Source organism: Micrococcus sp. 63XJN7_8_ISO-PGPR-S23-253, from assembly GCF_056173425.1.
This window is the reverse complement of record NZ_CM149673.1, coordinates 2,208,083-2,220,163: the sequence shown is the minus strand read 5'-3', so window position 1 is coordinate 2,220,163 and position 12,081 is coordinate 2,208,083. Positions and strand designations below refer to the sequence as shown.

The 12,081-nt window shown below is 65.9% G+C and carries 14 protein-coding genes, 1 tRNA gene and 1 pseudogene; 2 read left to right on the top strand and 14 right to left on the bottom strand.

Annotated features, from left to right (window positions below; translation table 11 throughout):
- Positions 1 to 95: 95 nt before the first annotated feature.
- From AC0VX4_RS10210 to AC0VX4_RS10195, 4 genes are all read right to left on the bottom strand, one after another.
- Positions 96 to 990 (bottom strand): IS5 family transposase gene (locus AC0VX4_RS10210; protein WP_102708846.1). Its coding sequence is split into 2 segments (ribosomal slippage): positions 96 to 632 and positions 634 to 990, totalling 894 coding nucleotides; the frame shifts between segments, so codons are not numbered across the junction.
- Positions 991 to 1,570: 580 nt separating this feature from the next.
- Positions 1,571 to 2,512 (bottom strand): cation diffusion facilitator family transporter, encoded by a 942-nt coding sequence (locus AC0VX4_RS10205; protein WP_101966191.1) that lies wholly within the window; start codon positions 2,510 to 2,512, stop codon positions 1,571 to 1,573.
- A 2-nt stretch (positions 2,513 to 2,514) separates the two neighbouring features.
- Positions 2,515 to 2,904 (bottom strand): ArsR/SmtB family transcription factor, encoded by a 390-nt coding sequence (locus AC0VX4_RS10200; RefSeq protein ID WP_061867931.1) that lies wholly within the window; start codon positions 2,902 to 2,904, stop codon positions 2,515 to 2,517.
- A gap of 136 nt (positions 2,905 to 3,040) precedes the next feature.
- A complete protein-coding gene (locus tag AC0VX4_RS10195; RefSeq protein ID WP_475464339.1) occupies positions 3,041 to 3,583 on the bottom strand; it encodes a LysR family transcriptional regulator substrate-binding protein in 543 nt (180 codons plus the stop codon).
- On the opposite strand from AC0VX4_RS10195, the pseudogene AC0VX4_RS10190 reads away from it, so the two are divergent.
- A pseudogene (locus AC0VX4_RS10190) lies at positions 3,582 to 4,750 on the top strand (IS3 family transposase). The gene AC0VX4_RS10195 and the pseudogene AC0VX4_RS10190 overlap by 2 nt on opposite strands.
- A gap of 150 nt (positions 4,751 to 4,900) precedes the next feature.
- Here AC0VX4_RS10190 and AC0VX4_RS10185 read toward each other — a convergent pair.
- The 7 genes from AC0VX4_RS10185 to AC0VX4_RS10155 all read right to left on the bottom strand — a co-directional run bounded on the left by AC0VX4_RS10185 (position 4,901) and on the right by AC0VX4_RS10155 (position 9,415).
- Positions 4,901 to 5,383 (bottom strand): hypothetical protein, encoded by a 483-nt coding sequence (locus tag AC0VX4_RS10185; protein WP_475464338.1) that lies wholly within the window; start codon positions 5,381 to 5,383, stop codon positions 4,901 to 4,903.
- Positions 5,384 to 5,427: 44 nt separating this feature from the next.
- Positions 5,428 to 5,501 (bottom strand) — tRNA-Cys (locus AC0VX4_RS10180).
- A 15-nt stretch (positions 5,502 to 5,516) separates the two neighbouring features.
- Positions 5,517 to 6,035: a carboxymuconolactone decarboxylase family protein gene (locus tag AC0VX4_RS10175; protein ID WP_088477527.1), complete on the bottom strand. Its 519-nt coding sequence runs from the start codon at positions 6,033 to 6,035 to the stop codon at positions 5,517 to 5,519.
- Between the two features lie 13 nt (positions 6,036 to 6,048).
- Positions 6,049 to 6,414: an ArsR/SmtB family transcription factor gene (locus AC0VX4_RS10170; RefSeq protein ID WP_475464337.1), complete on the bottom strand. Its 366-nt coding sequence runs from the start codon at positions 6,412 to 6,414 to the stop codon at positions 6,049 to 6,051.
- Between the two features lie 41 nt (positions 6,415 to 6,455).
- Positions 6,456 to 7,133 carry a DUF8185 domain-containing protein gene (locus tag AC0VX4_RS10165; RefSeq protein ID WP_475464336.1) on the bottom strand — a complete coding sequence of 226 codons (678 nt, stop codon included), beginning with the start codon at positions 7,131 to 7,133 and terminating at the stop codon, positions 6,456 to 6,458.
- A 64-nt stretch (positions 7,134 to 7,197) separates the two neighbouring features.
- Positions 7,198 to 7,503, bottom strand: a complete 306-nt coding sequence (locus AC0VX4_RS10160; RefSeq protein WP_006214168.1) for a metal-sensitive transcriptional regulator — start codon at positions 7,501 to 7,503, stop codon at positions 7,198 to 7,200.
- 10 nt (positions 7,504 to 7,513) lie between these two features.
- On the bottom strand, positions 7,514 to 9,415 hold the full coding sequence (locus tag AC0VX4_RS10155) for a heavy metal translocating P-type ATPase (RefSeq protein ID WP_259788409.1): 1,902 nt from the start codon (positions 9,413 to 9,415) through the stop codon (positions 7,514 to 7,516).
- A gap of 189 nt (positions 9,416 to 9,604) precedes the next feature.
- On the opposite strand from AC0VX4_RS10155, the gene AC0VX4_RS10150 reads away from it, so the two are divergent.
- Positions 9,605 to 9,736, top strand: coding sequence for a hypothetical protein (locus AC0VX4_RS10150; protein ID WP_270450537.1), 132 nt, complete (start codon positions 9,605 to 9,607; stop codon positions 9,734 to 9,736).
- 85 nt (positions 9,737 to 9,821) lie between these two features.
- Here AC0VX4_RS10150 and AC0VX4_RS10145 read toward each other — a convergent pair whose 3' ends face one another.
- The 3 genes from AC0VX4_RS10145 to AC0VX4_RS10135 all read right to left on the bottom strand — a co-directional run bounded on the left by AC0VX4_RS10145 (position 9,822) and on the right by AC0VX4_RS10135 (position 12,080).
- Positions 9,822 to 10,421, bottom strand: a complete 600-nt coding sequence (locus AC0VX4_RS10145) for a YdhK family protein (RefSeq protein WP_158493366.1) — start codon at positions 10,419 to 10,421, stop codon at positions 9,822 to 9,824.
- Positions 10,422 to 10,518: 97 nt separating this feature from the next.
- Positions 10,519 to 10,848: a ferredoxin gene (gene fdxA / locus AC0VX4_RS10140; RefSeq protein WP_006214165.1), complete on the bottom strand. Its 330-nt coding sequence runs from the start codon at positions 10,846 to 10,848 to the stop codon at positions 10,519 to 10,521.
- Positions 10,845 to 12,080 carry an MFS transporter gene (locus tag AC0VX4_RS10135; RefSeq protein WP_475464335.1) on the bottom strand — a complete coding sequence of 412 codons (1,236 nt, stop codon included), beginning with the start codon at positions 12,078 to 12,080 and terminating at the stop codon, positions 10,845 to 10,847. The genes fdxA and AC0VX4_RS10135 overlap by 4 nt, the downstream gene beginning before the upstream one ends.
- Position 12,081: the final 1 nt, after the last annotated feature.

Below are 12,081 nucleotides of genomic sequence, written 5' to 3'. Positions count from 1 at the left end.
GCGGTGAACCCTTCTCGGAGCAAAACCTTCAGCGGGGTCTGTGAAATGTACCCCTCGGCCGCCGAGAGAGTCATCAACGCCCAGGGTCAGTACATCTAGGGCATGTCTGACAATCGTTTTGACCATGCGAGCACAGCATTCAGGACCACAGCGGCCCTGTAGATGATCGCGTACTTGTCATACCGGGTCGCCAGACCCCGCCACTGCTTCAGGTGAGCGTACTGACGCTCGATGACGTTGCGGCCCTTGTAGGCGTCCGCGTCGAGGCTGACGGGGCGCCCGCCGCGGGCACCGCGCCGTCTGCGGTGGCCCTGCTGGTCGGCCGGTTCGGGGATGACCGCTTTGATCCCGCGGGCACGTAGGTGGGTGCGGATCGCCCGGGAGGAGTACGCCTTATCGCCCAGCACGGCCTCGGGGCGGGTCCGGGGCCGCCCTACTGGCCGGGTCACGCGCAGCTGCTCCAGAAGAGGAAGCAGCATCGGGGAGTCCCCTGCCTGGCCGGGGGTGATCAGGCTGACCAGCGGCAGCCCGGTCCCATCGACGAGCTGATGGATCTTCGTGCTCAGCCCGCCACGGGAGCGCCCGATGCCGTGATCGGCCGGCTCCTCACGCGGATTCTTGTAGTTCGATCCATCCCCCTGTGTGGCGGGTGATGTTCGTCGCGTGCTGGTGGGCGCGGGCGATCGTGGAGTCCACCGAGACCGACCAATCGATCAGGCCTTCGGCGTCAGCGGCGGCGGTCAGCGTGGCCAGCACCGTGTCCCAGGTGCCTTTCTCGGCCAAGCGCCGATGCCAGGTCCACACGGTCTGCCAGGGCCCGTAGACCTCGGGCAGATCCCTCCAAGCGATTCCGCACCGGTACCGGTAGATGATCGCCTCCACCATGGTGCGGGCGTCGGCGAACGGCCTGCCGGCGCGGCCGGTCCGGGTCGGGAGCATCGGGGCGATCAACTCCCATTGGGCGTCGGAGAGCATCTGGAACCGGGACATGTCCCCAGGGTCTCAGCTGACTCGTGCATCTATTCTCAGACACGCCCTAGCCGACCACCCTGACCGCTGCGTCGCGGACATGTCCCAGGCGCGCGCCTGACAGTGCGCTCATGCCGGGAAGGCGATTCTGAGGCCGTGCCACCTGCCGCTCGACTTCCGCCTCAGGCACCGGGTGCAGAGGAGTCACCTCTCGTGGTCGACGGCGGGCTATCAGTCGGGGATGCTCTCGCGTGCAGCCTTGCGAATCTGTGCTGAAGCGTGCTGCGAGGCAAAGGTCAGCAGTTGAGAAACAGCTGGCGGGCGTGAAGCAGGAACTGGTGACAGCTGATCGTTAGTGCCGGGAGGCTGAGGATGAGTCGTTGGCGGCCGTGCATCCGGTGAGCAGGAAAGCACCGACCACGACGGTGATTGCAGCGGTTTTCGTTCCGCCGTACTTCGGGAATGGCCTGAAGTTTTTCATGGGATTCCTTCCCGTGTCTGCCCGTGGTGCCAATTGGCCTTACTACCCCATAGGGGTAGTGCCTACCTGCGTGACGCGGAAGCGCCCCCGCCCGGAACGAGCCCGGGAGGGGCACTGCGTTCAGTCGTGCTTGCTGATTTCCGGTTCATGTTCGGCAATGTGCTCGGTCTCGATCTGGAAGGTCGAGTGATGGATGGAGACCTCGAAGTGTCCTGCGACGCAATCTTTGATCTCGTGGAGCGTCTGCGCGGCACGACCGTCGGTGAAACACTCGTCCTCGACGACGACGTGGGCGGTCAGGATCGGCAGGCCGGTCGCCACAGTGGAGGCGTGCAGGTCATGGACATCTTTGACATGGTCAAGTTCGAGGATGTGCGAACGCACCTTGTCGAGGTCGAGGCCCTTGGGAGTGAACTCCATAAGGACGCCAGTGGTCTCGCGCATGAGCTTGAACGCGCGAGGCACGATCAATGCGGCGATAAGCAGTCCGGCGATGGCATCGGCCTGCATGAACCCGGTCGTGGCGATGACGATCGCCGCGATGATCACTCCGAGCGACCCGAGGGCATCATTGAGAACTTCGAGGAACGCGGCACGCATGTTGAAGTTCGAGCCGCGGCTGGAGGCGAGGATGGTGATGGCGATGATGTTCGCGACCAGGCCGATGATGCCGAATATCAGCAGTTCGCTTGCGGGCACCTCCGGCGGCTCGAACAGTCGCCGGATGCCTTCGATGGCGGCGTAGGTGCCCACCGCCAGCAGCAGTGCCGACTGTCCGAGGGCTGCGATCACTTCGATACGCCGGAACCCCCAGGTGCGCTTGGAGTTGGCGGGCTTGAGCATCAGCGTCGCGGCGATCAGTGCGACCAGCAGCCCGGAGGCATCGGTAATGGCATGGGCGGTGTCGGTCAGCAGTGCGAGGCTGCCGGTGATGATCGAGCCGATGGCCTGGGCGACGACGATCGTCGCGGTGATCGAGAATGCGATCCAGAGTTTCTTGCGGAAATCTCCGGGGTGACCGGTCTCGCTGGCGGCGGGGCCGTGATTGTGTCCTGCGCCCATGACTACTTCTTGTCCGTATCTGTCGCGTGGTGGGTATGTGGGAGTCGCAGGTGCGTGCAGAGCAGGGTCTGCGTGCCGGTGGCATCGAGGAGGCGTTCGGCAGCGGCGATGAGGGTACGCAGGAGCTCGGACTGTGCCAGCGAGTACCAGGTGGAGCGCCCTTCCGGGCGCATCGTCGCCAGGCCGCACTCGACGAGGAAGCCGACATGCTTGCTCACCGTGGACTGGGCCAGGCCCATGTGCTCGACCAGGTCCCGGACCCGGTGCTCCCCGGAGGCGAGGTGCTGCACGATCGCTAACCTCGTCGGCTCCGCAAATGCCTGGAACAGGTGGGCGTACGCTACTGTCGCCACTTCGTCGAGGGTTGCCCCCTCCTCTTGAATCATCGTCATAGGGCGATCATATCGCGCTAGAGCGATATTGTCGAGTGTGATCTGTTGCTCCGACACGGAATGAAGCTCAGGGGTCCCGTCGCACCCGAGGATGGGCTACCTGGGGGATGGTCGGTCGCATAGCTGCAGTGGGGAGCTACGTCAGCTGACCATCGGCCCCGGTGGAGAGCAGGCGGGGTGGGGAGCCGATGTCGATGAGTCGGGTGAAGTAGTCCTGTGCGCAGGTGGCGACGACCCCCACCTGCGGGTGGCTCCTCCTCTGCCCTGGCCAGGTCAGCGCCACGGTCACCCGTGGGGCATCCTCGATGGGCAGATAGACCACCTCCGGCGCGCGGTGATTGTGCGTTGTCGCCTCTGCAGTGATGCCGATGGCGTCGCCGACAGCGATGCGGGTTAACCACTCGTCCGTGTTCGCCACCGAGATCGTGCGCGGCATGCGAGCAGTCGTACTCCACAGCTCCCCGGTGGCCGTCGGAGCGGTCGCCCAGACCGCCACCGGCCCGTCAGCGAGATCGGCTAGGGTCACCGACTCCTGCCGGGCACGCGAGTCGGTACTCGTCACCGATGCAACCAGGCGTTCGGTGAACAGCGGTAACCGCTCCAAACCCGGGACTGCTGAAGGTTCGGTTGACACCTGATCTGTGGGGACATGAGGTCCCCGCTGGAAGGATGTCGACATGCCTGCAGCACACCCCAAGGAGTTCCGTGACGACGTGGTCGCGGTCGCCCGTCGTGGCGAGGCCCCGATCGCTCAGCTCGCCAAGGACTTCGGGATCTCCGAGTCCTGCCTACGCAACTGGCTCCATCAGGCCGATGTCGAGGACGGCCACCGTCCCGGCGTGACCAAGACCGAGAACGAGGAGCTGCGCGAGGCGCGGAAGAAGATCCGCTTGCTGGAGCAGGAGAACGAGGTCCTGCGCCGCGCCGCGGCGTACCTGTCGCAGGCGAACTTGAGGCTGGGTCAGAGCCCAAAATGACCTACCCGCTGGTCCGTGACCTTGCCGTCGACGGGATCCCCGTGACGGTGACCTGCCGGGTGCTGAAGTTCTCGACCCAGGCGTTCTATGCCTGGTGCGCCGACCCGGTCAGCGAGCGGGACCTGGTCGACGCCTACGCGATGAACGCCGCGTTCGAGGTCCACCGTGACGACCCTGGGTTCGGGTACCGGTTCATCGCCGACGAGCTCGCCGCGGCCGGGCACGAGATCTCGGAGCGGCGGGTATGGAAGATCTGCTCCCAAGCACAGATCGTCTCCGCCCACGCCCGCACTCGTGGCCGGTGGAAGAAGCCGGGCCCGCCCGTGCACGACGACCTCGTCGAGCGGGACTTCACCGCGACAGGCCCGAACCGGTTGTGGCTGACCGACATCACCGAGCACGCCACCGCCGAGGGGAAGCTGTACCTGTGCGCGGTCAAGGACGTGTGGTCGCGCCGGATCGTCGGCTACTCGATCGACGACCGGATGCCGGCCGCCCTCGCGGTTGACGCCCTCGAGATGGCCGTCGCCCGCCGCGGCCCGGGCGAGGTCACCGGCTGCGTGGTGCACGCCGATAGGGGCAGCCAGTTCCGTGCTCGGCCCTACGTCACCGCCTTGCACCGGGCCGGACTGGTCGGGTCGATGGGACGGGTGGCCTCCAGCGCGGACAACGCCGCGATGGAGTCCTTCTTCGCCCTCCTGCAGAAGAACGTCCTGAACAGCCGCCGGTGGAGCAGCCGCGCTGAGCTGCGGCTGGCGATCGTCACCTGGATCGAACGGACCTACCACCGCCGACGCCGGCAGCGCGCCCTTGGAAAGACGACACCGGTCGAGTTTGAGACCATCTACTGGCCGACGAAAGCGGCCTGAACCACCACACCCGAAGTGTCAACCGAACCTTCAGCAGTCCCCCCGGACCAATGGCACGTTTGGGTGAAGAAGAGCGGATGAGTGCGGCATCGATCGCCCCCGTCGCGCAGGGCCCAGATCGGGTCCGTCGGGCGACTGTATTCGATGAGCTCAGCGTGCCCACGCTTCCATTCCTGGAACAGAGGCAAGGTGTGACGGCCAAAGCCGGCCCAGGCGCAACGGCACCAGGATGCGCAGTGAGGCCGTGGTGCGATCTTCCAGGTGAAAAGGTAGGTTTGAATCCGGTTCCGAGAAGGGCACATGGGCCTGGGTCCGACGATCAGACTCTGTTGTGAGCCGCGGCCCGCCCTCGCCCTCGCAACGTTCAAGTGAGTAGATCCTGGAACGGCCGAACTTCAGACGGATGCCGTAGCCGCCGTTGGGTCCGTCAGGCAGAAACTCTGCCCCCAATTCTTCGAGGGCGGCCCGCACACGCTCCTGCTTCTTCTCCGACAAGTCGTGTCGCCCCTTCTCGAAGTCGCGCAACTCTTCCTTGGTCACGTTGGCTTCGCGGGCGATATATTGGGCGCTCACCTTCACGAGGATGCGCGCGGCGCGTGTCATGTCACCGTTGAAGATGTGCTGGCTCTCCATCACTCGCCTCCTGCGACGTGTGTCCTATTGGGCTCAGCGGGAAGTGGAGGTGCCTACGGGATTCGAACCCGTGTAAACGGTTTTGCAGGCCGCTGCCTATCCTCTCGGCCAAGGCACCAAGTCGCCGGCGAAGTCAGTCGCCCGGCGTGAGGCCAGCAACCAGGTTGAAGGCGCCGGTGAGAATGTTCAGCGACACGACCCCGACGACATCAGAGATCTCACGGTCGCTGTACCCGTATCCCCGAAGCTCGTCAATCTGCTCGTCGGTGATCGACGTAGGCTCACGGTAGACCTGGAGGCCGAGCGCGATCATCGCCGCGACCGGGCTGGTCATCGCCGTACCCTGCTGGGCGAGTGCGATCTCGTCATCGCTGACCCCGAGCGATCGTGCCGCGCTGATGTGCGAGGCCAGGCACATTCCGCATCCCTGCTTCGACTGCACGGCGATCGAAACGAGCTCGCTGACTTTACGGTCGAGCTTGGCGCGACGCATGGCTTTGCTCAGGTCGAGATAACCGCCGAGCACCGCCGGGGAGTGCGCCATCGTCGAGACCATGTCTCCGACCTGGCCGTGCCGCTCGACGAGATCGCCGAGCAAGTCTCGTGAGGCCCCCACTGCGGTCTCAGGGGTTAATCGGGAAAAACGGGGCATGATGCCTCCTCTGTCAGTTCGGTCGCAAGTTCGAGGTGGGAGAACCTGCACGAGTGCGTTCCTGCTGCTGATGTTCGGCATGGAAGATCGCAGCCTCAGCCAGCGCCCCGGCATGCACACCGTTCAATAGGTAGAAGTCGCGGGACTCGCGTCGCTGCCGACTCACGATCCCGGCCGACTCCAGGCGGTGAAGCTCGTGGGAGGTCTGGTCGACGGGAAGGTCGACGATGTCCGCCAGATGATTGGCAGAGACCTCGATGTCGCGAATGGCGAGGATCATCTTCACACTCACCGGATTCGCCAGCAACGCGAAGACTCCGACCGCCGCATTCAGATGCGGTGTGTCATACGTGGCGTGCACGTGCTCAACCTTCTTCATAGTCATCAATACTACCCCATACCCCTATAGGGTATCAAGGGTTATTCAATCGATGTGACGGACTCGGAAACGCGTGGCCGGGTGCGGCGGATCGGGGTGAGGCCAGAGGCGACGGGTCCGCGCAGGAGCACGTGTCCAGTCGGGAGGGTCAACCGCGTCCAACGGCCGGCGGTTGAGATCGTGGCCCCGTTTCCTCGGCTGAGGAACCCGAAGACGTAGGCGGCGAACGCAACGCCTTGTGGCAGCGATGCGAGTGCCGTGTCCGGGGTACCCCAAACCGTGCCCCGGATCTTGCGGACGACATCGTCGCCGGGTTTGTCGGGAAGTGCTTGGGCGACGGCCTCGATGCCGGCACGGGCGCTGCGCATCAGCGTCAGGCTGGACACATCCGCAATAAGTCTCCACCCGTGTTGCGGGGGTTCGACGCTGGTCCAGGCGGGTGCCAGCGCGGTTTCCGGCAACGCCAGGGTCAGGGGGTCGGCGGTCGCGGTCAGGGTGTCGACGGTGACGTCGCACTGCAGCTCGGGGTCGGAGCGGAGCGTGCGAAGGACGAGGATCGTAGGAGTGCGGTCGAGCGGACCACGGGGCGTTAGCGCGGCTGCGCTCATGCGCAGCAGCCCGGCCGCGGCCTGCAAGCGCACGCCATGGGCACCGGCCTGCGCGGCCCGCTTAGCGAAGGTGAGCGCGTCGCGGGCGGACGGCGCGTCGGCAAGGAGCAAGCGCGCTGGCATCCTGAGGGTTTGTGCCCGCCGTGTCCTGGAACGCGGTGATCGGGGTCCGGGTTCAGGAGCGAACGAGCCGGTTGATGGCGTCGGTGGCTTCCTGGATCTTCTCGACGGCCGCCTCGTCGCTGAGCTTGGCGGCATCAAGCACGCAGTGCTTGAGATGGTCGTCGAGCAGACCAGTCGCAACCCCCTGGAGGGCACGGGTCAGAGCGGAGACCTGGGTGAGGATGTCGATGCAGTACTTCTCCTCATCGATCATCTTCGCGATCCCACGCGCCTGTCCTTCGATGCGCTTCATGCGGCCGAGATAGCGCTCCTTGTCGCTGATGTAGCCGTGCTGGTGGGAATCGGTATCGACAGACATGGGCATGTCCTTACTTCTGGCGCTCCAGGACGGAACGCGTGCTGGCTTCGGGTGTGAGGTCGATGCGCCGCAGCAGCTGGGCGTTGAGCGCGACAACCACGGTGGAGGCTGACATCAGGATCGCGCCGATCGACATTGGCAGGACGAATCCCACCGGTGCCAGGATACCGGCCGCCAACGGCACCGAAAGAAGGTTGTAGCCGGCGGCCCACCACAGGTTCTGCTTCATCTTGCCGTATGCGCGTCGCGACAGCTGGATGATCGAGAGCACGCTGCGTGGGTCGGAACTGGCCAGGATCACCCCGGCCGAGGCGATGGCGACATCGGTGCCCGCGCCGATCGCGATGCCGACATCGGCCTGCGCCAGAGCCGGGGCGTCGTTGACGCCGTCGCCGACCATCGCGACCCTCTTGCCCTCTTCCTGCAGCTGGGAGACCTTCGCGGACTTGTCCTCCGGGCGCACGCCGGCGAAGACGCGGTCGATGCCGAGCTCCCGTCCGACCTCGTTCGCGACCGCCTCGGCATCGCCGGTGATCATGACGACCTCGACACCGAGGGCGTGGAGGGCGTCGACGGCGTCGCGGGATTCTGGCCGGACCTCGTCGGCGAGCCTCAGCCCGCCGACCACCTGGCCGCCGCGGAGAACGTGCAGAATGATCGCGCCCTCGGAGCGCCATGCCTCGGCCGTGCCGACCTCGTGCTGACCGGTCTCCTCGAGCAGCCGGGGCCCGCCGACGCGGACCTCCTGGCCGGAGACGGTCGCGGTGACGCCGACGGCGGGCGAGGATGAGAAGCCGCTGGCCTGCTGGAGGGCAAGGCCCTTGTCCTTGGCGGCGGTGACGATGGCCTTGGCGAGCGGGTGCTCGCTGTCGGCCTCGGCCGAGGCAGCGAGGGCGAGGACCTGGTCGGCGTCGAGTTCGCCGGTCGGCTCGACGCCGGTGACGGTGGGCTCGCCCTTGGTCAGCGTGCCGGTCTTGTCGAACAGCACCGCGTCGACCTGCCGCATGGACTCCAGCGCCAGGCGGTCCTTCACTAGGACGCCTCCGCGGGCGGCTCGCTCGGTGGCGATGGAGACGACCAGCGGGATCGCCAGGCCGAGGGCGTGGGGGCAGGCGATGACGAGCACGGTGATGGTGCGCACGACGGCCTCGTCGGGCATGCCGATGAGCGTCCAGACGACCGCAGTGACCAGCGCCGCGCCAAGAGCGAACCAGAACAGCCAGGCCGCGGCCTTGTCGGCGATCCGCTGGGCGCGGGAGGATGAGTTCTGCGCCTCGGCGACGAGCCGGTTGATGCCGGCCAGGGCGGTGTCGTCACCGGTGGCGGTAATCTCCACCCGCAGACCGGAGTCGGTGGCGACGGTGCCGGCGGTGACGGTCTGGCCCTCGCCGCGAGAGACCGGGCGGGACTCGCCGGTGATCATGGACTCGTCCATGTCGGCGCGGCCGTCGACGATGGTTCCGTCGGCCGGGACGCTGCCGCCGGGGCGCACGATGACCACGTCGCCCACGTCGAGGTCGGCTGGGGCCACCTTGACGACGTTCTCGCCCTCGACGCGCTCGGCCTCGTCTGGCAGCAGTGCCGCCAACGAGTCGAGCGCCGAGGTGGTCTGGGCCAGGGAGCGCATCTCGATCCAATGGCCCAGCAGCATGATGACGATCAGCAGCGCCAGTTCCCACCAGAATTCGAGCTCGTGATGGACGAGCCCGAGCGTGGCGGCCCAGGAGGCGAAGAAGGCCACCGTGATCGCCAGAGCGATGAGTAGCATCATCCCGGGCTTGCGGGACTTCAACTCGCTGACGGCACCGGTGAGGAAGGGCCTGCCGCCCCAGACGTACATGACGGTGCCCAGTGCCGCGGCGACCCAGCCCGCCCAGCCGGGGACCTCGTAGCCCAGCAGCATGGCGAACATCGGTGAGAGGGCAACCGCGGGGATGGCGATGACGAGGTTGATCCAAAACAGCCGGCGGAACTGGCCAACGTGGTCCCCGTGCCCGCCATGGCCGCTGTGATCTCCGTGCCCACCGTGCTGGGCATGCTCATCGTGGCCGCCGTGCTCGTCGAGGCCCGTGTGGCCTGAGTGCTGCCCGTGGTCCATGGCGTGGCCCTGATGCCCGGTGTGCTGACCCTCGCGCGTGCCGTGCGCATCCGCCGAGGCGTGCGCGGACACAGACCCGTGGTGATGCTCGCCGTGGGCGGGTGTATCGGTTTCATGGCCGTGGTGCTGGTGTGAGTTCGGGTCCGTCATGATTCCTCTCCTCCGTCATCGAGCCAGGCCGATTGCCGCTCACCCGGTGGCCGGGCAAGCGAACGTCGGCTCAGGACGCTGGTTGGATCTCGCTCTCGACGACCCACTTGTGGTTCGTCATCTTCATGCCGTCCGTCTCGTAGTCGACCATGTAGACCGTCTCATCGGTGGACGAAGCGATGGTGGCCTTTACGCCTTCCATGCCTTCCATGTGCTCGGCGAGCAGAGTCACCTCTGTGCCGTCGGCCAGACGCTCGTCGCCGGCATCCTCAATTTCTTCCTGCACGACCCACTTGTGATCAGTGACGGGGTCGCCGCCACCTGCGGGCGTGTAGTTCACGGAGTACGTGTACGTGTCGAATGCGCCGGAAATCGTTGCTGTAGCCCCTTCCATGCCTTCCATGTGGTCGGCCGTGAGCTGCACCTCGGTACCGACAGGGTAGGTGGGCTCACTGGCTTCGGCGATACCCTCGGGTGCCGGTCCGCCGTCCATCGGGTGCTCCATCTCCTCATCACCGCTTTCTGCGTTGTTGCCGCCGTGGCCCTGATGCTCCTCAGTAGCCGAAGGGTCGGTCTGCTGGTCGTCGTCTGCTCCGCTGGCGCAACCGGCGAGCACGAGCGCCACTCCGAGCGCTCCCGCTGCCAGTCCTGTTCGCAGTCTCCTCTGCATGTCATTTCCTTTCATCAATATGCCTACCCTATACCCCTAGGGGGTACTAGTCAAGACTTGTGTGTTGTGTCGGTATGGATCAATCGGAAACCCCTTCTCAGAGGGTCTGCTCGTGTTGGATGGGCAATGCGGCGATGAGGGGATGGTCGAAGCCCGTCGGTCCGATCTTCGCGGCTCCTCCGGGAGAACCCAACTCGTCGAAGAACTCGACGTTGGCCTTGTAGTAGTCAGACCATTCGTCGGGCAGGTCGTCTTCGTAGTAGATGGCCTCGACGGGGCAGACCGGTTCGCAGGCTCCGCAGTCGACGCATTCGTCGGGGTGGATGTAGAGCGAGCGTTCGCCCTCGTAGATGCAGTCGACAGGACATTCGTCGATGCAGGCGCGGTCCTTGACGTCCACGCAGGGAAGCGCGATCACGTAGGTCATGGCTGCTCCTCTCGGTCGGGTGCGGATCGGCGGTGAGAGCCGGTGGGAGGCTCGGGGAAGTCGTCAGTCTCTGCCGGGCCTGCGGCCGGGTGCGGGATGCGCAGGCGCAGGACGGTGGCGACGAGGCTGAGGGCGATGATGATCGCACCGAGGATCGTCATCGTCCCCGACAGGGTGAGCACCGGCACGAGCAATCCGGCGACGATGGTGGGCACGCCGAATGCCAGGTAGGCAACTGTGTAGATCACAGCCATCACGGCGGCGCGTTCCGACGATGCCGTGTGGGGCATGAGTGTGCGCAGTACCCCGAGGAACGCTGTGCCGAACCCGGAACCGACGATCGCGACCGAGGCGACATAGGCTGAGTAGGAACCGAGTGCGAGGGCGCCGATGCTCACTGCGGTGCCGAACGCCAGGGCACTGGTCGCATACAGGCTGATGGTGCGGGCGGAACGCCGCTGTAGGACGGACGAGGCGGTGACTCCGGAGATCGCCAGTGCGAAGATGACGATCCCAGCTTGGGTGTGCGTGGAGCCCCCAAGCTCACTGCCGACGAGGTCGGCTCCGAGCGCGAGGAAAAGCCCGTTGGTCGCCCACCCGGCGATGATCACGGGCACTCCGGCGGTGAACATGCGGCGCAGGTGCGGTGGCACGGTGAACCGCGGACGGAGGTCGCCACGTCGTATCTGGGTCTTCGGGACCAGTTCCGGTGTGCTCCACACGACCGTTGCCACGATGAGGAAGGCAAGCACGAGCGACCCGAAGACGGCAGTTGTCGGTTCGGAGGTGAGATCGAGGAGAAGTGCAGCACCGAGAGCCCCGGCCCCAAGGCCAATCATCGGGCCGATCGTGTTCCACAGGGCTGCGATGTTCCGATGTGACGGGGACTCGAAGTCGATCATCATCGCCGACAGCGCCGGGATCAGCAGACCCGCTGCGAGCCCTTGCAAGGCTCGGGCGACCAGGAGCGCCGCGAGGCTACCGGCGAACCAGAACATGGCCACGCTCAGCGCCAGCGCCAAAGAACCGGCGGCCACGACCGGACGTCGGCCGACGTGGTCGGAGAGTGGTCCGAGGTAGAGCAGCGCGGCCAGGAGGGTGAAGGTGTAGACCGCGAACACGAGTGTGGTGGCGACGGGGATGAGTCCGAGCCGTTCGGCGATCTGGGGATAGAACAAGGACGGCGCGCTGGCAGCGGCCATCATGAGAATGGTCGCTGCCAGCGAGAGCACG

Excerpts from the sequence above, each read along its gene's own strand:
- AC0VX4_RS10205 (WP_101966191.1), bottom strand. The coding sequence starts at position 2,512 with ATGGGCGCAGGACACAATCACGGCCCCGCCGCCAGCGAGACCGGTCAC.
- AC0VX4_RS10200 (WP_061867931.1), bottom strand. The coding sequence starts at position 2,904 with ATGACGATGATTCAAGAGGAGGGGGCAACCCTCGACGAAGTGGCGACA.
- AC0VX4_RS10195 (WP_475464339.1), bottom strand. The coding sequence starts at position 3,583 with ATGTCGACATCCTTCCAGCGGGGACCTCATGTCCCCACAGATCAGGTG.
- AC0VX4_RS10185 (WP_475464338.1), bottom strand. The coding sequence starts at position 5,383 with ATGGAGAGCCAGCACATCTTCAACGGTGACATGACACGCGCCGCGCGC.
- AC0VX4_RS10175 (WP_088477527.1), bottom strand. The coding sequence starts at position 6,035 with ATGCCCCGTTTTTCCCGATTAACCCCTGAGACCGCAGTGGGGGCCTCA.
- AC0VX4_RS10170 (WP_475464337.1), bottom strand. The coding sequence starts at position 6,414 with ATGAAGAAGGTTGAGCACGTGCACGCCACGTATGACACACCGCATCTG.
- AC0VX4_RS10160 (WP_006214168.1), bottom strand. The coding sequence starts at position 7,503 with ATGTCTGTCGATACCGATTCCCACCAGCACGGCTACATCAGCGACAAG.
- AC0VX4_RS10155 (WP_259788409.1), bottom strand. The coding sequence starts at position 9,415 with ATGTTCGCCATGCTGCTGGGCTACGAGGTCCCCGGCTGGGCGGGCTGG.
- AC0VX4_RS10145 (WP_158493366.1), bottom strand. The coding sequence starts at position 10,421 with ATGCAGAGGAGACTGCGAACAGGACTGGCAGCGGGAGCGCTCGGAGTG.
- fdxA (WP_006214165.1), bottom strand. The coding sequence starts at position 10,848 with ATGACCTACGTGATCGCGCTTCCCTGCGTGGACGTCAAGGACCGCGCC.